The sequence below is a fragment of the Streptomyces sp. NPDC025651 genome, assembly GCF_055558735.1.
The window spans coordinates 361,957-380,299 of the sequence record NZ_JBVHLZ010000010.1 but is presented as its reverse complement, the minus strand read 5'-3'; the positions used below and the strand labels follow the sequence as shown (position 1 = coordinate 380,299).

Sequence of the window (18,343 nt, the reverse complement as noted above, 5' to 3'; positions counted from 1 at the left end):
GTCCGAGCCCTCCTCGGCCGCTTTGCATCAGCTCTGCAACAGCCCTGGCCCGAAATCCCGACCGCCCTGTAAGCCTCCCGGCCCGGCACTGCACACTAAGCCACATGAGCGATTGGCCAGACGATCAGGCGGGCGGCCGAGGACACGGCCGCGGCAGCGGGAACGCCCAGCCCGAGGGCGCCCGCGTGATGCGGCACATCCAGCGCGGCCAGCCCTCCCGTCCGGCCGGTCCACCGCCCGGCCAGGTCCCCTCGCAGCCGGAGTACGACGAGTACGGCGACCGGTACGGGAACGGACAGCCCTACGGCGACGCCCGCGACGACGTCTTCGAGCCGCGGACCCCGCGCCAGGACCCCTACGCGCAGAGCCAGGGCTACGACAGCGGCTACAACACCGGCCAGGTCTACGGCCAGCCCAACAGCGGCAACGGCGCGGGCCGGGGCGGCGACGGACGCCCCCCGCGCGGCCCGCGCCCCGCGCCGAACTGGCGGCGCCGGATCAAGATCGGGTCGATCACCCTGGTGAGCGTCCTCCTGGTGACGTCCGTCGCCACGTACTTCTGGGCCGACGGCAAGCTCAAGCGCGAGGTCGACCTCTCCAAGGTCATCGAGCGGCCCGAGGGCGGCGCCGGCACGAACTACCTGATCGTGGGCTCCGACAGCCGCAAGGGCATGTCCGACGAGGAGAAGAAGAAGCTCCACACGGGCTCGGCCGAGGGCAAGCGCACGGACTCGATGATGATCCTGCACGTCGCGGACGACGGCGGGAACACGATGATCTCGCTGCCCCGCGACTCGAACGTGACGATCCCGTCCTTCAAGGGCGCCGAGTCCGGCAAGCTCTACCCGAACACCGGCCGCCAGACGAAGCTCAACGCGGCGTACGCGGAGGACGGTCCCGAGCTGCTCGTGCGCACCATCGAGGCCAACACCGGCCTGCGCATCGACCATTACGCGGAGATCGGTTTCGGCGGCTTCGCCAAGATCGTGGACTCGGTCGGCGGCGTCGAGATGAACATCCCGAAGGCCTTCAAGGACAAGTGGTCGGGCGCCGACTTCGAGGCGGGCAAACAGACCCTGAACGGCCAGGAGGCGCTCGCCTTCGTCCGCACCCGGCACGCCTTCGGCAGCGACCTGGAGCGCACGAAGAACCAGCAGAAGTTCCTCTCGGCCCTCGCCAACCAGGTGGCGACGCCCGGCACGGTCCTGAACCCGTTCAAGCTCTACCCCACCATGGGCGCGGGCCTGGACACGCTGGTCGTCGACAAGGACATGGGCCTGACCGACGTGGCCTCCATGTTCTGGGCGATGAAGGGCATCAGCGGCGGCGACGGCACCTCCATGAACATGCCGGTCGCGGGCACCGTGGGCAGCAACCTGCTCTGGGACAAGGCCAAGGTCAAGCAGCTGGTGAACGAGCTGAACAACGACGAGAAGGTGACGGTCTCGGGCAGCTGAGACGCTCCCGCGGCGCGGCGGCGGAGCCCTTTGGCGGTACGCGGAGCCCTTTGGCGGTACGCGTACCCCCGAACGGTCCGCCCGCCGCGTAGCCGCGGCGGCTCCGTGTCACGGTGGTCCGAACTGCCACCGCCGACGTCCGGAGCCCTGCCATGGCAGACCTGCAGGAGGAACTCAACACCACCGCCGAGGCCGGGGAGCTCGACCAGCCCCCCGCCCCGCCCGAGCCCGTTGCCGAGCCGCTTCCCGAGCGGGAGCCCGACACCCAGCCAGAGACGCGGTACGCGCGGGCCCACGCCCTGCTCACCGCGCACCCCGTCGCCGACGGGTACAGCGGGCTGCCGCGGAAACTGCGCGAGCTGCCCTGGTACGACTTCGAGACGGGCGACAGCGGCCTGGAGAGCGACATCCCGCGGCTGCGTGAGGGCCGGGTCGGGGCGCAGTTCTGGTCCGTGCACCTGCCCGAGGGGACGAACCCGGACCGGGCCGTCGGCGCGACCCTCGAACAGATCGACCTGGTCAAGCACGTCGTCGACGCCCACCCCGAGGGCCTGCGGCTCGCCCGCAACGCCTCGGAGGCCGCCGACGCGCGCAACTGCGGGCGCATCGCCACGCTGATCGGCCCCGCCCAGGGCGGCGCGCTCGGCGACTCGCTGGGCACGCTGCGGGCGCTGCACAGCCTGGGCCTGTGCGCGGTCACCCTCTGCGGTACGTCGTGGGCGGGCGCGGACGGTCTGACGACGTTCGGCGAGGAGGTCGTGCGGGAGATGAACCGGCTCGGGGTCCTCGCGGACCTCTCCGGCGCGTCCGAGGCGACGGCGCGGCGGGTCCTCGCCGTCTCCAAGGCCCCGGTGATCTTCACCCGCTCCGGGGCGCGCGCCCTGCGGGAGCACCCGGCGAACCTCGGCGACGACCTCCTCGCCGCGGTCGGCGCCGCCAAGGGTCTGTGCCTGGTGCCACTCGCCGCCGAGCGGACAGGTCCTTCCGTACGTGACGTGGCGGACCACCTCGACCATGTACGCCGCGTCGCCGGGCCCGAGTGCGTCGGCCTGTCGGGCACGTACGACGCCGCCGAGCCCCACCCGGAGGGCCTCGGCGACGCGTCCTGCTATCCGCTCCTGGTCGCCGAGCTGCTCGAACGCGACTGGTCCGAGGCCGAGTTGGCGCTGCTGACCTGGGGCAACGTCCAACGGGCGCTGCGTGGCGCGGACTTCACGGCACGGGCGGCGCGGGAGCGGCGGGCCGCGTCGACGGCGACGATAGAGCGACTGGACGGCTGACCGGGCGCGACCGGCGTCAGCTCCCCTCGGGTCAGGGGATCTTGCAGAGGCAGAAGGGGTGCCCGGCGGGGTCGGCGTACACGCGGAAGTCGCGCTTGCCGCCGTCGTCGTCCAGGTCGAGCGGGCGCGCGCCGAGGGCGAGCACCTTCTCCTGGGCGGCGTCGATCTCCTCGTCGGTGCGGCCCGCGTCCAGGTCCAGGTGGATCTGCTGGGCGTTGACGTCGGAGCGGGGCCACTCGGGCGGACGCAGGCCCTCCACGCGCTGGAAGGAGACCTTGACGCGGCCTTCCGACACCAGGTCGATCCAGTCGCCGTCGTCCTCGATGGTGCCGCCGATGACGGCGGCGTAGAACTCGGCGAGTTCGCGCGGCCGGGGGCAGTCGAGGACGACGTTGCGCAGGCGGGCGATGGGGGTGGCGGAAGTGGTGGGGTCCTCGGCGTCAGTCATGGTTTTCTCCTGCTCACTCGGCACACAGACAGAACGGGTGCCCCGCGGGATCCGCGTAAACCCGCCAGCCGCGGTCGCGGTCGGCGGCGTCGAGGACGGTGGCGCCGAGCGCGAGGACCTGCTTCTCCGCGGCGTCCATGTCCTCCACGGTGAGGTCCAGGTGGAACTGCTGCGAGCCGTCGGGCGACGGCCACGTCGGCGGTACGTGGCCCGGGGACTCCTGGAACGCGAGGGGCGTGCCGCCGTGACCTTCGAGGTCGACCCAGCCCACGTCCCCGTGGGTCGGGGTGCCGCCGATGACGGCGGCGTAGAACTCGGCGAGGGCGAAGGGGTCGGGACAGTCCAGGGCGACGACGCGGAGCTTGGCGAAGGGCATGACTCTCCTCCTGAAGGATTACCGGCTGAGTCCATCAACCAGTAACGGTTACTTCATGCTCCCGCAGAAGGGGTAACGTCGCAACCATGAATGACAGAGCGCCCGCGCCGGGAGGGCTCGCGCTGGTCCAGGAGCTGGTGAACACGCTGAACCTGGAGACGGGCGTGGACTCGCTGGCCACGGAGGAAGGGCTGAGGGCGTTCGGGATCGCGCCGGGCCAGGGGGACGCGGCGCGCGAACTGCGGGAGTCGTTGCGGGCGGCGTGCCTCGCGCACGCCGGGCATCCGCCGCACCGTGCGGTCCCCGACCTGACCGGGCTCCTGGCCTCGGCGCCGCTGGTGGTGACGGTGGACGCGGCATCCGGTGCCGCGTCACTGGCTCCCGCGGACGCGGCGCCGCTCACCGCGCGGGTCGCTTCGGCCATCGCCGAGGCGATCACCGCGGGCACGTGGCTCCGCCTCAAGGCCTGCGAGGCGTCGGACTGCCACTGGGCGTACTACGACCGCAGCCCGGCGGGGCGGAGTCGGTGGTGCGACATGGGGGTGTGCGGGGCGCGGGCGAAGATGCGGGCTTATCGGGCACGCAAGGCCGCGTCGCCCGGGGCTGGAAAGTAGGGCGCCGTTGGGGGTGGGGTCCGGGGCGTGTGCGGGTTCGTCGGGGTTGCTCGCGCAGTTCCCCACGCCCCTGACGGGGCGCCCTCGCAGCCTGGGTCGTGCCCCTTCAGGGGCGCGGGGAACTGCGCGACAAGCCACATCCGACCCGCAGACTCCGCACCACAGAACGAGGCGGCCCGGAGGAGCGAACCGCTAAGCCGCCGGACGGCCCATCGCACGGTAGGTCCACCCGGCGGCACGCCACGCCGTCGGATCAAGGGCGTTGCGGCCGTCCAGGATGACGGGCGTCGTCGTCACCGCGGCCAGCGCCACCGGGTCCAGGTCGCGGAACTCGCGCCACTCCGTGAGGTGCAGGACGACGTCCGCGCCGCGCACCGCCTCGACCGCCGAGTCCGCGTACCCGAGGGTGGGGAAGAGGCGGCGGGCGTTCACCATGCCCTTGGGGTCGTAGACCGTGACCTGGCCGCCCTGGAGGTGGATCTGCCCGGCGACGTTGAGCGCCGGGGAGTCGCGGACGTCGTCCGAGTCCGGCTTGAACGTGGCGCCGAGGACCGCGACCCGCTTGCCCAGGAAGGACCCGCCGCCCAGCGCCTCGCGCGCCATCTCGACCATCTGGCCGCGCCGGCGCATGTTGATGGAGTCGATCTCGCGGAGGAAGGTCAGGGCCTGGTCGGCGCCGAGTTCGCCCGCGCGCGCCATGAAGGCGCGGATGTCCTTCGGCAGGCAGCCGCCGCCGAAGCCGATCCCGGCCCGCAGGAACTTCTTCCCGATCCGGTCGTCGTGCCCGAGCGCCTCCGCCAGCTTCACGACGTCGCCGCCCGCCGCCTCGCACACCTCCGCCATCGCGTTGATGAAGGAGATCTTCGTGGCGAGGAAGGAGTTCGCGGAGGTCTTCACCAGCTCGGCGGTCGGGAAGTCCGTGACGACGAAGGGCGAGCCCTCCTCGATCGGGGTCGCGTACACCTCGCGCAGCAGCTTCTCCGCGCTCTCGCTGCGTACGCCGACCACGATCCGGTCCGGGTGCAGGGTGTCCTGCACGGCGAAGCCCTCCCGCAGGAACTCCGGGTTCCAGGCCAGCTCGGCCTCCTCGCCCGCCGGGGCGAGCTCCAGGAGGCGCGCGGCGAGCCGGTCCGCGCTGCCGACCGGCACGGTGGACTTGCCGACCACCAGGCACGGCCGGGTCAGGTGCGGGGCGAGCGACTCGACCGCGGCGTCGACGTACGACATGTCGCACGCGTACTCACCGTGCTTCTGCGGGGTGTTCACGCAGACGAAGTGGATGTCGCCGAACTCCGCGACCTCCGCCGGGTCCATCGTGAAGCGCAGCCGTCCGCTGGAGCCCTCGATGCCCGCGACGTGCTTGCGCAGCAGCTCCTCCAGGCCTGGCTCGTACATCGGGACCTCGCCCCGCTGGAGCATCTCGACCTTCTCGGGCACGACGTCCAGGCCGAGCACCTCGAAGCCGAGCTCGGCCATGGCCGCGGCGTGCGTGGCGCCGAGATAGCCGGTGCCGATCACGGTGATCTTGAGGGCCATGCGGTGCTCCAGAGGTGGGGTGTCTTCGGTGCGCTGCCCGAGCATAGTCCGGCGTGGCGGGGCCTCTCACGGGGCACGATTTCCGCTGTCGCCAAGCTCACGTATCCCTCGTGCGGGAGGCGACACTAAAATTTGGGTTACTTAACGGTAGTTAGCTTCCTGGGAGCGTGAGAAACCTTGGCCGGATCGGCTGATTTCGACCTGTACCGCCCGTCCGAGGAGCACGACATGCTCCGCGACGCCATCCGCTCGCTCTCCGAGGCGAAGATCGCGCCGTTCGCCGCCGCGGTGGACGAGGAGGCCCGCTTCCCGCAGGAGGCGCACGACGCGCTGGTCGCGAACGACCTGCACGCGGTCCACGTGCCGGAGAGCTACGGCGGCGCGGGCGCCGACGCCCTCGCGACCGTCATCGTCATCGAGGAAGTGGCCCGCGTCTGCGCCAGCTCCTCGCTGATCCCGGCCGTGAACAAGCTCGGCTCGCTGCCCGTCATCCTCTCCGGCTCCGAGGAGCTGAAGAAGAAGTACATGACGCCGCTGGCCAAGGGCGAGGGCATGTTCTCGTACTGCCTCTCCGAGCCGGACGCCGGTTCGGACGCGGCGGGCATGAAGACCAGGGCCGTGCGCGACGGCGACTCCTGGGTGCTCAACGGCGTCAAGCGCTGGATCACCAACGCGGGCGTCTCGGAGTACTACACGGTCATGGCCGTGACCGACCCCGAGAAGCGCTCCAAGGGCATCAGCGCCTTCGTCGTCGAGAAGGGCGACGAGGGCGTCTCCTTCGGCGCCCCGGAGAAGAAGCTCGGCATCAAGGGCTCCCCCACCCGCGAGGTCTACCTCGACAACGTCCGCATCCCCGCCGACCGCATGATCGGCGAGGAGGGCACGGGCTTCGCGACCGCCATGAAGACCCTGGACCACACCCGCATCACCATCGCGGCGCAGGCCCTCGGCATCGCGCAGGGCGCCCTCGACTACGCCAAGGGGTACGTCAAGGAGCGCAAGCAGTTCGGCAAGCCGATCGCCGACTTCCAGGGCATCCAGTTCATGCTCGCGGACATGGCCATGAAGATCTCGGCCGCCCGCGCGCTGACCTACCAGGCCGCCGCGGCCTCCGAGCGCGGCGACGCCGACCTGACCTACCTGGGCGCGGCGGCGAAGTGCTTCGCCTCCGACGTCGCCATGGAGGCCACGACGGACGCCGTCCAGCTCCTCGGTGGCTACGGCTACACCCGTGACTACCCCGTCGAGCGGATGATGCGCGACGCGAAGATCACGCAGATCTACGAGGGCACGAACCAGGTTCAGCGGATCGTGATGGCGCGGAACCTGCCGTAAGCCTGCGGCGCTTCAGCGGTACGAGACGGTGCCCTCTCCCTGGCTTCAGGGGGAGGGCACCGTCTCGTGGCCCCGTAAGGGGCGCGGGGAACTGCGCGAGCAACCGAGAACAAAGCCGCACCCGCGTGGCGACCGCCGTGGGCAGACGCGGCCGCGAGTCCGTCGTGGCTGAGCTCGCCCACGCGGCGGAGCCGCATATCGACACAGCCCCGCGCCCCTTGCGGGGCGCCCTGACTCAGCCGTCCAGTTGGGCCAGCGTCGCGATCGACGGACCGCGACGGGAGCGGATGTCCCGGGAGACGTCCTCCGCCGCGCCGAGGACCCGTACCGCGTTCTGCCACGTCAGCTTGGCGAGGTCCGGCTTCGACCAGCCGCGGGTCAGGAGCTCCGCGATCAGGTTCGGGTAGCCCGCCACGTCGTCCAGGCCGGACGGGGTGAACGCCGTGCCGTCGTAGTCGCCGCCGATGCCGATGTGGTCGACGCCCGCCACCTCGCGCATGTGGTCGAGGTGGTCGGCGACCGTGGCGGCCGTCGCGATCGGGCGGGGGTTCCGCTCCTCGAAGGCCGCGTGGACCTTCATGGCCTGAGGCGTCGTGTCCAGGTGGTGGAAGCCGTGGGCGCGCATGTTCTCGTCCGCGGCCAGGGTCCAGTCGACCGCCGCCTGGAGGACGAACTTCGGCACGAAGGTCGCCATCGCCACGCCGCCGTTGCCCGGCAGCCGCTCCAGCACGTCGTCCGGGATGTTGCGCGGGTGGTCGCACACCGCGCGCGAGGACGAGTGGGAGAAGATCACCGGCGCCACGGACGTGTCCAGGGCCGCCCGCATCGTCGTCGCCGCCACGTGGGAGAGGTCCACGAGCATGCCGACGCGGTTCATCTCGCGGACGACCTCGTGGCCGAACGGCGAGAGGCCGCCGACGCCCGGCTCGTCCGTCGCCGAGTCCGCCCACGCGATGTTGTCGTTGTGCGTGAGCGTCATGTAGCGGACGCCGAGCGTGTGCAACGCCCGCAGCGTGGCCAGGGAGTTGTTGATGGAGTGGCCGCCCTCGGCGCCCATCAGGGACGCGACGCGGCCCTCGCCACGGGCCTTCGCCATGTCCGCGGCCGTCAGGGCGCGGACCAGGTCCGAGGGGTAGCGCGTCAGCAACTGCCCGACGCAGTCGATCTGTTCGAGCGTGGCGCTGACCGCGGCGTCGCCGGTCAGGTCCGTGCGTACGTACACCGACCAGAACTGGGCGCCGACGCCGCCCGCGCGCAGGCGGGCGATGTCGGTGTGGAGGTTGCCCGTCTGGTCGGCGGCGATGTCGAGGCGGTCGATGTCGTAACCGGCCTTCTCGCGCAGCGCCCACGGCAGGTCGTTGTGGCCGTCGACCACCGGGAACTCGGCGAGCAGCGAACGCGCTTCTTCCAGCTTCTCGGGATGCGTCATACCCGTCACTGTGCCGGTCACTTCCCCGGGCCGAAGCCGAATCCGGAACCCGCTCCCTCGACCTTGGCGCGCAGCCGCTTGCCCTTCTCCGTCGCCTGGTCGTTCAGCTCCTGCTGGAACTCCCGCATACGGGACTGGAGTTCGGCGTCGTGCGCCGCGAGGATGCGGGCCGCGAGCAGGCCCGCGTTGCGCGCGCCGCCGACCGAGACCGTCGCCACCGGGACGCCCGCCGGCATCTGCACGATGGAGAGCAGGCTGTCCATGCCGTCGAGGTACTTCAGCGGGACCGGCACGCCGATCACCGGGAGCGGGGTCACCGACGCCAGCATGCCGGGCAGGTGGGCCGCGCCGCCCGCGCCCGCGATGATCGCCTTGAGGCCGCGGTCCGCCGCCTGCTCGCCGTACGCGATCATCTCGTGCGGCATGCGGTGCGCGGAGACGACGTCGACCTCGAAGCGGATCTCGAACTCGTCGAGGGCCTTCGCCGCGGCCTCCATGACGGGCCAGTCGGAGTCGGAGCCCATGACGATGCCGACGACGGGAGAGGTGCTGCTCATTCGGTGATCGTTCCTCTGAGGTAGCCGGCTGCGTGACGGGCGCGCTCGAGCACGTCGTCCAGGTCGTCGCCGTAGGTGTTGACGTGACCGACCTTGCGGCCGGGCTTCACGTCCTTTCCGTACATGTGGATCTTGAGCTGCGGGTCACGGGCCATGCAGTGCAGATAGGCGCTGTACATGTCCGGGTAGTCGCCGCCGAGGACGTTGACCATCACGGTCCACTCGGCGCGCGGGCGCGGGTCGCCGAGCGGCAGGTCGAGCACGGCGCGGACGTGGTTGGCGAACTGCGAGGTGATCGCGCCGTCCTGCGTCCAGTGGCCGGAGTTGTGCGGGCGCATCGCGAGTTCGTTGACGAGGATGCGGCCGTCGCGGGTCTCGAAGAGCTCGACCGCCAGGTGGCCGACCACGCCGAGCTCCTTGGCGACGCGCAGCGCCAGCTCCTGCGCCTCGCCCGCCAGGGCCTCGGCCAGGTCGGGCGCGGGGGCGATCACCGTGTCGCAGACGCCGTCGACCTGACGGGACTCGACGACGGGATACGAGACGGCCTGGCCGTGCGGCGAGCGGACGACGTTCGCCGCCAGTTCGCGTACGAAGTCGACCTTCTCCTCGGCGAGCACCGGGACGCCGGCCCGGAAGGGGTCTTCGGCGTCCTCGACGGAACGGACGAACCACACCCCCTTCCCGTCATAGCCGCCGCGCACCGTCTTCAGAATGACCGGGAACCCATCCCCCTCGGCCGCGAAGGCGGCCACGTCGGCCGGGTCCCTCACGATCCGGTGGCGCGGGCACGGCACACCGATCTCCATGAGCTTCGCGCGCATCACGCCCTTGTCCTGGGCGTGCACCAACGCGTCGGGCCCCGGACGGACGGGAATGCCGTCCGCCTCCAGGGCCCTGAGGTGCTCGGTGGGTACGTGTTCGTGATCGAAAGTGATCACGTCGCAGCCCCTCGCGAAGTCGCGCAGCGTGTCCAGGTCGCGATAGTCGCCGATGACGACATCGCCGACGACCTGCGCCGCGGAATCCTGAGGGGTGTCACTGAGGAGCTTGAATTTCAGGCCGAGGGGGATGCCCGCCTCGTGGGTCATGCGGGCGAGCTGACCGCCGCCGACCATGCCGACTACCGGGAACGTCACGCCCCCAGGGTATCGGCCGGTATCGGCCACCCGGGAACGGCCGGAACGAACGGCTCCCGGCCCCTCCTGTCACAGCGGCGCCACAGTGTCCGAGCGCCCACGCGCGCCGGAGAAGCCCGCTGGTTAGCATGGCTGGGTCGACACGACCGAAACACCAATCCGTCGGCACGTACACGACAGGTACCAAAACGACCGGTACGAATCGACGGGGGCTGGGGCGACCACCATGACGGAACGGGGCGCACTTCGGGTGCGGCTGGATCGGCTCGCACGCGAAGTTGCCAAGTTCGGGGCCGTGGGGGCGGTCGGAACCCTGGTGAACTTCGGGGTCTTCAACCTCGTGCGGCACGTCACGGATCTGCACGTGGTGCGCGCGAGCGTGATCGCCACGGTCGTCGCCATCGTCTTCAATTACGTGGGGTTCCGCTACTTCACGTACCGGGACCGGGACAAGAGCGGCCGTACCAAGGAGCTCACGCTCTTCCTGCTGTTCAGCGCGGTCGGCCTGGTGATCGAGAACGGCGTGCTCTACGCCGCGACGTACTGGTTCGGCTGGGACGGCAGGCTGCAGGCCAACTTCTTCAAGTTCCTCGGCATGGGCATCGCCACGCTCTTCCGCTTCTGGTCGTACCGCACCTGGGTCTTCAAGGCGCTGCCCGCCCGCGAGGCCGTCGCCCATGCCGAATCGTTCCTGGAGGAGTCGGACGAGCGGCCCGTGGCGCGACGGGCCGGCTGACGCCCCCGGAATTTCACCGCCCGGCCCTCATCTGACGGTCTCGGCCTCGTCCTCGCCCTTCGAAGGGGGCGTACGCGACAGGAAGAGCCCGAAGACCGGCGGCTTCGTCTGCAGCATCTCCAGGCGGCCGCCGTCCGCCTCGGCCAGATCACGGGCCACCGCGAGGCCGATTCCCGTCGAGTTGCGGCCGCTGATCGTCCGCTCGAAGATCCGCGCGCCGAGGTCGGGCGGGACCCCCGGGCCCTCGTCCGTGACCTCGATGACCGCCTGGTTGCCGACGACGCGGGTGCGCAGCGCGACCGTCCCGCCACCGTGCATCAGGGAGTTCTCGATCAGCGCGGCGAGGACCTGCGCCACCGCGCCCGGCGTGCCCACCGCCTCCAGATGCCGCTTGCCGGAGCTGACGACGGCGCGGCCCGCGCTGCGGTAGGCCGGGCGCCACTCCTCCAGCTGCTGCTTGATGACCTCGTCCAGGTCGAAGGTGACCGCGGACCCCGTGCGCGGGTCGCGGGAGTTGGTCAGGAGCCGCTCCACCACGTCGGTGAGCCGCTCGACCTGGGCCAGCGCGATCGTCGCCTCCTCCTTCACCGTGTCCAGCTCGTCGGTGACGGTGATCTCCTCCAGGCGCATGGAGAGCGCGGTCAGCGGCGTGCGCAGCTGGTGCGAGGCGTCGGCCGCCAGGCGCCGCTCGGCGGTCAGCATGCGTCCGATGCGCTCGGCCGAGGAGTCCAGTACGTCGGCCACGCGGTCCAGCTCCGGCACTCCGTACCGCTTGTGGCGGGGCCGGGGGTCGCCCGAGCCGAGGCGCTCCGCGGTCTCGGCGAGGTCGGTCAGCGGCGACGCGAGGCGGTTGGCCTGGCGCACCGCGAGGAGCACCGCCGCGACGATGGCGAGCAGCGCCACGGCCGCGATGATCAGGAGGGTGCGGCCGACCTCCCGGGTGACGGCGGCCCTCGGCTCCTCCACGGTGACCTTCTCGCCCTGCTCGCCGGGGCGGGTGGCGCTGATGACGTCGCCGGTGGGCCGGGTGCCGATCTCGATGGGCCTGCGGCCGGGGATCTCGATGCGGGCGTAGCGGTCGGTGGCGACCTGGTCGCGCAGGATGTCGCCGCTGATCTTCTCCTTGCTGATCAGCCGGCTGTCCACGATGCTGGCGAGCCGCAGCGCCTCGGAGTCGACGCGCTCCTGGGCGCTGCTGCTGATGGTTCTCGTCTCGACGATCACGAGGCTTACGCCGAAGACCGCGATGACCACGAGGACGACGGCGAGGGTGGAGTTGATCAGGCGACGGCGCATTCACCCAGTGTCTCGCGCCTTGGCGTCCGCCCTCCGCGGTTCGGCGGCGAGTGCGGGTTCGTCGTGGCTGGTCGCGCGGTTCCCCGCGCCCCTGGGGGGGCGCTCAGCTCTTCTCGAACCTGAACCCCACGCCCCGCACCGTCGCGATGTACCGCGGGTTCGCCGCGTCGTCGCCCAGCTTCTTGCGGAGCCAGGAGATGTGCATGTCGAGCGTCTTGGTCGACGACCACCACGTCGTGTCCCAGACCTCCCGCATCAGCTGGTCGCGGGTGACGACGCGGCCCGCGTCGCGCACCAGGACCCTGAGGAGGTCGAACTCCTTGGCCGTGAGCTGCAGTTCCTCGTCGCCCATCCAGGCGCGGTGCGACTCGACGTCGATCCGGACGCCGTGCGTGGCCGGCGCCTCCTTCGGCTCCGTGGCCCCGCGCCGCAGCAGGGCCCGGACCCGGGCGAGCAGTTCGGCCAGGCGGAAGGGCTTGGTCACGTAGTCGTCGGCGCCCGCGTCCAGGCCGACGACGGTGTCCACCTCGTCGGCACGCGCGGTCAGGATGAGGATCGGCACCGTGAGCCCGTCGGCGCGCAGGCGTCGGGCCACCTCCAGGCCGTCCATGCCGGGCAGCCCCAGGTCGAGCACGACCAGGTCGACGCTGCCCTGCAGTCCGGCGTCGAGAGCGGTGGGGCCGTCCTCACGCACCTCGACCTCGTAACCCTCCCTGCGCAGGGCGCGGGCCAGCGGCTCCGAGATGGACGCGTCGTCCTCGGCGAGCAGTACACGGGTCATGAGGTGATGGTAGTCCGCAGTGGACAACGGTCGTGCGGTGATCGCACAGTGGAGGTCAGAGCCTGCGGCTATGGGAAGCGATTCTGAGAAACACCTTTGATTGTGCGCTGTTGGTTGCAGCGACACCTGTGATCCATCTCTCAAGTCCTTCCATATGTGTCCCTGACGTGTCGTATGGTGACCCAACGCCTGATGCACTACTCAAGGACCTATGGCCCGCTGTGCGCGCCTTAGGTCTCTTTTATGTGCGGGCCGGCTTCGGCCAGCCTTGAAAGGAATGACCTGTGGTCGGGCCCTGCGCGCGAGGATGCGCCCAGGGTGTGGATCCCGGAGTCGCCGTCCCTCACCCCCTTACTGCGGGGGTGAACCTCCCCTGGGCGTGGGGTTGGGCGTAGACAACGGTGCCGACCGCCCCCCACCGGGCGCGCTCACGCTCCTGTCGCGCGTCCCGAACCCACGAGGATCGACCCATGGCGTCCAGCCTGACGAAGGACTCCGCCAGTACCCCTGGCTCCGAGAAGACCTTCTTCGGCCACCCCCGCGGACTGGCCACTCTGTTCATGACCGAGATGTGGGAGCGTTTCTCCTACTACGGCATGCGCGCCCTCCTCCCGCTGTACCTGGTCGCCCCCGGCGGGCTGAACCTCGACGCGGGCACGGCGATCGCCATCTACTCCGTCTACATGTCGACGGTGTACCTGCTCTGCCTGCCCGGCGGCTGGTTCGGCGACCGTGTCTGGGGCCCGCGCAAGACGACGGCCATCGCGGCCTCCGTCATCGTGCTCGGCCACGTGATCCTGGCTCTGCCCGCGGATGCGACCTTCTACCTCGGTCTGCTCTTCGTCGCCCTCGGGTCCGGCCTCCTGAAGGCCAACATCTCCACGATGGTCGGCCACCTCTACGACGGCCCGACCGACCCGCGCCGTGACGGCGGTTTCACCGTCTTCTACATCGGCGTGAACCTCGGCGCCTTCTTCGCACCGCTGGCCATCGGCACCGTCGGCCAGAACGTCAACTGGCACCTGGGCTTCGGCCTCGCCGCGCTGGGCATGGCGTTCGGTCTGATCCAGTTCCTGCTGGGCAGCCGCCACCTGTCGGAGAAGTCCGACATCGTGCCGAAGCCGCTGTCCGCCGCCGAGCGCGCCGCCACGCTCAAGAAGGCCATGATCTGGCTGCTCATCGCGGTGGTCTTCTACGCGATCGTCGTGGGCACCGGCCAGTACACGCTGACCTGGGCCACCGTCCCGCTGCTGCTCATCGGCCTGATCGTGCCGATCGTCGTGCTCGGCCGCATCAAGCGCGACAAGGAGCTCACGCCCACCGAGCAGTCCAAGATGTCCGGGTACATCTGGTTCTTCGTCGCCGCCGCCGTCTTCTGGATGATCTACGACCAGGGCGCGTCGACCGTGGCGCTCTTCGCCAAGGACCACGCCGACACCAGCGTCTTCGGCTGGGAGTTCCCGGTCTCCTGGTTCCAGTCGATCAACCCGGTCCTCGTCATGGCGCTGGCTCCGGTCGCCGCCTGGCTGTGGCTGTACCTCAACCGCAAGGGCAGCGAGCCGAACACCGTCGTCAAGTTCGGCATCGGTCTGGTCCTGACCGGCATCTCCTTCTTCGTCTTCCTGCTGCCGCTGACGTCGGCGGGCGACGGCAAGGTCAGCCCCTGGTGGCTCGTCCTGATCTACTTCTGCCAGACCGTCGGTGAGCTCTGCATCTCCCCGGTCGGCCTGTCGGTCACGACGAAGATGGCCCCGGCCAAGTACAGCTCCCAGATGATGGGTGTCTGGTTCCTCGCCGTTACCGCGGGTGACGCGATCGCGGGTCTGCTCTCCACGTACGGCGTCGACCTGAACAAGACGGGCGTCGTGGCCGCGGAGGCCGCGCTCGCGGTGCTCGCCGGTGTCTCGGTGTACATGTACCGCAAGCGCGTCAAGGAGCTGATGGGCGACGTCCACTGACGTCCCGCGCCGTCACTGACTGACCCGAACTGAGGGCCGCCGCACCACCCGGTGCGGTGGCCCTTGGCGTTTCTGCGGGTCCGGGACGCGCCTGCGGTGGAGCATCTGGCCCATGCGCCGTACGTTGCTCACGCTGGCCCTCTGCGGGGCGCTGCTGTCGTCCAGTACCGCCGCCGAGGCGGCCCCCGAGCCCCCGTCCGGGCGGCTCTTCCCCTACGGGGGCCATGCCCGCCAGAACATCACCGTGTACGGCGACGGGGGCCCTCCGCTGGTGATCCTGCACGGCGGCTACTGGTCCGAGGACACCGACTGGAGCGGCTGGGCGCGGTGGTTCGCGGCCCGCGGCTTCACCGTGTACGACACCGACTACCGGCTGGCCTCGGACGCGGTCTGGCCCGCGCAGCGTGACGACGTGCGGGCGGCGCTGCGGTGGGTGAAGCGGCGCGAGGGCGGCGAGCGGCCGCTGGTGCTCGGCTCGTCGGCGGGCGGCCACCTGGCCCTTCAGGCGGGGGCGTACGGGGCGGGGCGCTCACGGGCGCGGGGGGTCGTCGCCCTCTCCCCGGTGGCCTCGCCCTACCGCGCGTGGGTGGCCGGGGCCGTGCCGGGTGCCTCCGGCGAGCGGGTGGCGTTGCGGCGGGCCGCGCGGCGGCTCGCGGGGTGCTCGCCGCTGCGCTGCCGGGAGCAGTGGGCCGACCTGGCTGTCACGTCCCACGCCTCGGGCGCGGACGACGCGCCGCTGCTGCTGGTCCACTCGGCGGGCGACTTCGTCCCGCCGGTCCACTCCGCGGAGCTTGCCGCCGCGCAGGGCCGGGCGGGGCTGGGGGACGTGACGGTACGGACGGTCCGGGGCTCGGCCCACGGGGCCCCGCTCCTCAAGACCCCCGGCATGGCGCAGTCGGTCCTTCGCTGGCTCCGGGTTCACTAGCGCCCCCGAAGGGGCGCCTAGCGCAGGCCCCTTCGTCGGCTCGGCAAGAACGTGAACACCGCACCGCCCAGAAGGATCACGGTCCCCGCCACCAGGCCGAGCGCCCGCAACGCCCCGTTGTCCTCCGCGCCCGTGTCCGCGAGGCCGCCGCCGCTCGCGGAGCCGCCCGAGGTGGAGCCCCCCGTACCGGAACCGCCCGCCGAACCCCCGGCCGAGCCGGAACCGCCGGACGCCCCGCCCGGCTGCGCCGCCGTGTCCAGTTCCAGCGAGACCTCGGCCTTGGTCGGCGTACACGTCGTCGTCGTACCGAGGGCCTTGACCGTCAGGACGCCCGGCGACAGCGTCGACTTGCCGTCCGCCCCCGGCTTGTACGTGCCGGTCAGGTCAGGGATGGCCATCGGGTCGCCCGACTTGATCGGCTCCTTGTTGGCCGGGCCCTCGACATGCACCGTGCCCTTGTCCGAGCCGCCCAGCTCGACCTCCATCGACGGCTTCACCGAGTCCGCGGGGATGTCGGCGGGGCTGTCCATCACGGACTTCTTGAACTGCACGGTCAGGCCGTAACTGCCGCCGTCCTTCTTGGCGTTGATCTGGACCGGCGAGGTCGCTTCCTTGTCACCGATCGGCGTCTTGCACTGGTAGGGGGTCATGACTTCCTTGCCGGGGAAGTCGGTCTTCCCGTCGCCGCCACCGGAGGTCCCGCCGGTGGCACCGCCGGAGGACCCGCCCGACGTACCGGACGTACCGCCCGTTCCGCCCGAACTGCCGCCGCCCGCCGTCACCTTGATGGTCGCGCCCGCCTTCACCTGCTCCTTGGGCGCGCACTTGGTGTCCGTCGAGATCGGCTTGCTGACGTTGATGTCGTACGCGTCCGGGGTCAGCGTCACCTCGCCCGCGGCGGTCAGCTTCAGCTTGCCCTTCATGTCGGACAGGATCATGGGGCTGTTCTTCTTGATGGGCGGGTTCCTGCGCTCCCCCCGCACCTTCAGGTCACCGGTCTGGCCGCCGCCCAACTTGATGGTGCCGGTCGGCTGCACCGTGTTCTCGTCCAGGTCGAGGACGTCCGGGTTCTTGGACGCGGCCTGCGTCGTCTTCCACACGACGTCGACCTCGTCGCCCACCTTCGCCGTGGCGGGCGCCGTGATCTCCACCTTCGTGGTGCCCTGCACGGGCGGCAGACCCGAGATCGACGGGGGGACGCACTCCGTCTTGTACGCGACTTCGGCTGCCTGCGCCGGGCCCGCGGTGAGCAGGATGCCCGCCCCGCCCAGCAGGAGCGCGACCGAGGCCGCGCCCGCTCTCCGTCGATGCGTGATCACGTGTTTCCCTTCGTCGGACTGTTGTCGGACGGTGCGGAGAGCCGGCCTGCGGGTGCGCCGGGGTCTGTGTCGGGGGTGAACCAGGGCAGGGCGGTCGTGGCCGTCGGCTCCGTCGTGCCGGAGCCGCCCGCGCCCGGGCCCGTCGAAGGTTTCGTACGTGGTGTGCGCGGCGCCCTGGCCCTCTCGTCGGCCTCGACGGCGCCCTGCGGGAGCCGCAACTTCGGCAGCCGCTCGGCGAGTTCGGCGATGCGGCCGCCGCGGTGCCGTCCGCCGCGGGAGGACCGGCGGCGGTGGGGGCGCAGGCGGTCGACGATCGCCATGCCGATGCGGAAGACGGCCGCGGGCACCACGACGCAGAGCAGGATCCAGAAGAGGGTCACGCCCCAGGGGCGGCCCACGCCCCACGGCTGCTCGGCCAGGACCTTCCCGCCGAACTTCAGCGAGACGAGATAGTCGCCGTGCGCGCCGGCCGAGAGCTCCACCGGCAGCTTGATCTGCGCCTTCTTGCCGGGCGCTATCGTGCCGCGCCACTGCTGCTCCTCCCACTGCGGGGCGAACACGCCGTGGGAGGTGCCGACCTGGAAGACCGGATCCTTGACGGGCGCCGAGCCGACGTTGCCGACCGTGAAGACCAGCGTGCGCCGGGCCGGGGCGCCGAACCAGGTCAGGATCCCGCTGGAGCCCTCAAGACGGGTGTCGGTGAGGACGGAGAGCCTGCCGTCGGCGCCCGGCGCGGGCAGCGCCTTCACGGGGTGGCCCGCGACCTTCAGCGCGGTGTCGACCTGAGCCTTCTCGCCCGTCACCGTGGCGACGTGGACGACGCAGGGGCAGGGCTCGGGCGGCTCGGACACGGGGAGCTTCTTGCTGAAGGCGCCGTCCTTGTCCGTGGTGACGGCGAGGCCTTCGGAGTTGGCGCAGGAGTTGGTGCCGCCGATGACGCCTCGGCCGGGCGTGGACCGGCCGCAGACGAGCATCATGAGCAGCGCTTCGGAGCGCCACCCCTCGCCCTTGACGGTGACGGAACCGCCCTTGCCCGCCTGGGACTTGGACAGGGTGACGGTGGGCTTGTCGGCCGCGGCCGCCGTGGCCTGCGGCAGCAGCGTGCTGCCGATCACGGCCAGCACGGCCAGGACGGCCGGCAGTACGGCGCCGGCCCTCGC

General features: G+C 71.1%; 17 protein-coding genes. 7 read left to right on the top strand and 10 right to left on the bottom strand.

Annotated features, from left to right (window positions below; genetic code table 11):
* The first annotated feature begins 104 nt into the window (after nt 1–104).
* Together ACZ4D5_RS32355 and ACZ4D5_RS32350 are read left to right on the top strand one after the other, a co-directional pair.
* The gene (locus ACZ4D5_RS32355; RefSeq protein WP_467776001.1) at nt 105–1,457 is read left to right on the top strand and encodes an LCP family protein; all 1,353 of its coding nucleotides are present in this window, start codon (nt 105–107) and stop codon (nt 1,455–1,457) included.
* Between the two features lie 152 nt (nt 1,458–1,609).
* Nucleotides 1,610–2,737: a dipeptidase gene (locus tag ACZ4D5_RS32350; RefSeq protein ID WP_467776000.1), complete on the top strand. Its 1,128-nt coding sequence runs from the start codon at nt 1,610–1,612 to the stop codon at nt 2,735–2,737.
* Between the two features lie 31 nt (nt 2,738–2,768).
* Here ACZ4D5_RS32350 and ACZ4D5_RS32345 read toward each other — a convergent pair whose 3' ends face one another.
* Together ACZ4D5_RS32345 and ACZ4D5_RS32340 are read right to left on the bottom strand one after the other, a co-directional pair.
* Nucleotides 2,769–3,185: a VOC family protein gene (locus ACZ4D5_RS32345; protein ID WP_467775999.1), complete on the bottom strand. Its 417-nt coding sequence runs from the start codon at nt 3,183–3,185 to the stop codon at nt 2,769–2,771.
* A 13-nt stretch (nt 3,186–3,198) separates the two neighbouring features.
* Nucleotides 3,199–3,561, bottom strand: coding sequence for a VOC family protein (locus tag ACZ4D5_RS32340; RefSeq protein WP_467775998.1), 363 nt, complete (start codon nt 3,559–3,561; stop codon nt 3,199–3,201).
* 86 nt (nt 3,562–3,647) lie between these two features.
* On the opposite strand from ACZ4D5_RS32340, the gene ACZ4D5_RS32335 reads away from it, so the two are divergent.
* Nucleotides 3,648–4,175 carry a CGNR zinc finger domain-containing protein gene (locus ACZ4D5_RS32335; protein ID WP_467775997.1) on the top strand — a complete coding sequence of 176 codons (528 nt, stop codon included), beginning with the start codon at nt 3,648–3,650 and terminating at the stop codon, nt 4,173–4,175.
* Nucleotides 4,176–4,367: 192 nt separating this feature from the next.
* On the opposite strand, the gene ACZ4D5_RS32330 is transcribed toward ACZ4D5_RS32335, so the two are convergent.
* Entirely contained in the window at nt 4,368–5,711 is a 1,344-nt protein-coding gene (locus ACZ4D5_RS32330) for a UDP-glucose dehydrogenase family protein (protein ID WP_467775996.1), read from the bottom strand.
* A gap of 177 nt (nt 5,712–5,888) precedes the next feature.
* Here ACZ4D5_RS32330 and ACZ4D5_RS32325 point away from each other — a divergent pair, with 177 nt between their 5' ends.
* Nucleotides 5,889–7,046 carry an acyl-CoA dehydrogenase family protein gene (locus ACZ4D5_RS32325; RefSeq protein WP_467775995.1) on the top strand — a complete coding sequence of 386 codons (1,158 nt, stop codon included), beginning with the start codon at nt 5,889–5,891 and terminating at the stop codon, nt 7,044–7,046.
* Nucleotides 7,047–7,281: 235 nt separating this feature from the next.
* On the opposite strand, the gene ACZ4D5_RS32320 is transcribed toward ACZ4D5_RS32325, so the two are convergent.
* From ACZ4D5_RS32320 to ACZ4D5_RS32310, 3 genes are read right to left on the bottom strand one after another with little or no spacing between them, the layout of a single operon-like run.
* The gene (locus ACZ4D5_RS32320; protein ID WP_467775994.1) at nt 7,282–8,475 is read right to left on the bottom strand and encodes a dipeptidase; all 1,194 of its coding nucleotides are present in this window, start codon (nt 8,473–8,475) and stop codon (nt 7,282–7,284) included.
* A 17-nt stretch (nt 8,476–8,492) separates the two neighbouring features.
* The gene (gene purE, locus ACZ4D5_RS32315) at nt 8,493–9,032 is read right to left on the bottom strand and encodes a 5-(carboxyamino)imidazole ribonucleotide mutase (protein ID WP_467775993.1); all 540 of its coding nucleotides are present in this window, start codon (nt 9,030–9,032) and stop codon (nt 8,493–8,495) included.
* Entirely contained in the window at nt 9,029–10,168 is a 1,140-nt protein-coding gene (locus tag ACZ4D5_RS32310; RefSeq protein ID WP_467775992.1) for a 5-(carboxyamino)imidazole ribonucleotide synthase, read from the bottom strand. Before ACZ4D5_RS32310 ends, purE begins: the two co-directional genes overlap by 4 nt.
* A gap of 226 nt (nt 10,169–10,394) precedes the next feature.
* On the opposite strand from ACZ4D5_RS32310, the gene ACZ4D5_RS32305 reads away from it, so the two are divergent.
* Nucleotides 10,395–10,904 carry a GtrA family protein gene (locus ACZ4D5_RS32305; RefSeq protein ID WP_467775991.1) on the top strand — a complete coding sequence of 170 codons (510 nt, stop codon included), beginning with the start codon at nt 10,395–10,397 and terminating at the stop codon, nt 10,902–10,904.
* Between the two features lie 27 nt (nt 10,905–10,931).
* Here ACZ4D5_RS32305 and ACZ4D5_RS32300 read toward each other — a convergent pair whose 3' ends face one another.
* Nucleotides 10,932–12,200 carry an ATP-binding protein gene (locus ACZ4D5_RS32300; RefSeq protein ID WP_467775990.1) on the bottom strand — a complete coding sequence of 423 codons (1,269 nt, stop codon included), beginning with the start codon at nt 12,198–12,200 and terminating at the stop codon, nt 10,932–10,934.
* A 103-nt stretch (nt 12,201–12,303) separates the two neighbouring features.
* Complete coding sequence (locus ACZ4D5_RS32295) at nt 12,304–12,981, bottom strand: response regulator transcription factor (RefSeq protein ID WP_055544110.1); 678 nt, start codon at nt 12,979–12,981, stop codon at nt 12,304–12,306.
* Between the two features lie 470 nt (nt 12,982–13,451).
* On the opposite strand from ACZ4D5_RS32295, the gene ACZ4D5_RS32290 reads away from it, so the two are divergent.
* Together ACZ4D5_RS32290 and ACZ4D5_RS32285 are read left to right on the top strand one after the other, a co-directional pair.
* On the top strand, nt 13,452–14,939 hold the full coding sequence (locus ACZ4D5_RS32290) for a peptide MFS transporter (protein ID WP_467775989.1): 1,488 nt from the start codon (nt 13,452–13,454) through the stop codon (nt 14,937–14,939).
* A 112-nt stretch (nt 14,940–15,051) separates the two neighbouring features.
* Nucleotides 15,052–15,864, top strand: coding sequence for an alpha/beta hydrolase fold domain-containing protein (locus ACZ4D5_RS32285; protein WP_467775988.1), 813 nt, complete (start codon nt 15,052–15,054; stop codon nt 15,862–15,864).
* A gap of 17 nt (nt 15,865–15,881) precedes the next feature.
* On the opposite strand, the gene ACZ4D5_RS32280 is transcribed toward ACZ4D5_RS32285, so the two are convergent.
* On the bottom strand, nt 15,882–17,180 hold the full coding sequence (locus ACZ4D5_RS32280; RefSeq protein ID WP_467776048.1) for a hypothetical protein: 1,299 nt from the start codon (nt 17,178–17,180) through the stop codon (nt 15,882–15,884).
* A complete protein-coding gene (locus ACZ4D5_RS32275; RefSeq protein ID WP_467776047.1) occupies nt 17,180–18,325 on the bottom strand; it encodes a hypothetical protein in 1,146 nt (381 codons plus the stop codon). Before ACZ4D5_RS32275 ends, ACZ4D5_RS32280 begins: the two co-directional genes overlap by 1 nt.
* Nucleotides 18,326–18,343: the final 18 nt, after the last annotated feature.

Bases quoted from the DNA above. Each gene is read 5' to 3' on its own strand.
- ACZ4D5_RS32355 (WP_467776001.1), top strand. From the start codon at position 105: ATGAGCGATTGGCCAGACGATCAGGCGGGCGGCCGAGGACACGGCCGC.
- ACZ4D5_RS32350 (WP_467776000.1), top strand. From the start codon at position 1,610: ATGGCAGACCTGCAGGAGGAACTCAACACCACCGCCGAGGCCGGGGAG.
- ACZ4D5_RS32345 (WP_467775999.1), bottom strand. From the start codon at position 3,185: ATGACTGACGCCGAGGACCCCACCACTTCCGCCACCCCCATCGCCCGC.
- ACZ4D5_RS32340 (WP_467775998.1), bottom strand. From the start codon at position 3,561: ATGCCCTTCGCCAAGCTCCGCGTCGTCGCCCTGGACTGTCCCGACCCC.
- ACZ4D5_RS32335 (WP_467775997.1), top strand. From the start codon at position 3,648: ATGAATGACAGAGCGCCCGCGCCGGGAGGGCTCGCGCTGGTCCAGGAG.
- ACZ4D5_RS32330 (WP_467775996.1), bottom strand. From the start codon at position 5,711: ATGGCCCTCAAGATCACCGTGATCGGCACCGGCTATCTCGGCGCCACG.
- ACZ4D5_RS32320 (WP_467775994.1), bottom strand. From the start codon at position 8,475: ATGACGCATCCCGAGAAGCTGGAAGAAGCGCGTTCGCTGCTCGCCGAG.
- purE (WP_467775993.1), bottom strand. From the start codon at position 9,032: ATGAGCAGCACCTCTCCCGTCGTCGGCATCGTCATGGGCTCCGACTCC.
- ACZ4D5_RS32305 (WP_467775991.1), top strand. From the start codon at position 10,395: ATGACGGAACGGGGCGCACTTCGGGTGCGGCTGGATCGGCTCGCACGC.
- ACZ4D5_RS32300 (WP_467775990.1), bottom strand. From the start codon at position 12,200: ATGCGCCGTCGCCTGATCAACTCCACCCTCGCCGTCGTCCTCGTGGTC.
- ACZ4D5_RS32295 (WP_055544110.1), bottom strand. From the start codon at position 12,981: ATGACCCGTGTACTGCTCGCCGAGGACGACGCGTCCATCTCGGAGCCG.
- ACZ4D5_RS32290 (WP_467775989.1), top strand. From the start codon at position 13,452: ATGGCGTCCAGCCTGACGAAGGACTCCGCCAGTACCCCTGGCTCCGAG.
- ACZ4D5_RS32285 (WP_467775988.1), top strand. From the start codon at position 15,052: ATGCGCCGTACGTTGCTCACGCTGGCCCTCTGCGGGGCGCTGCTGTCG.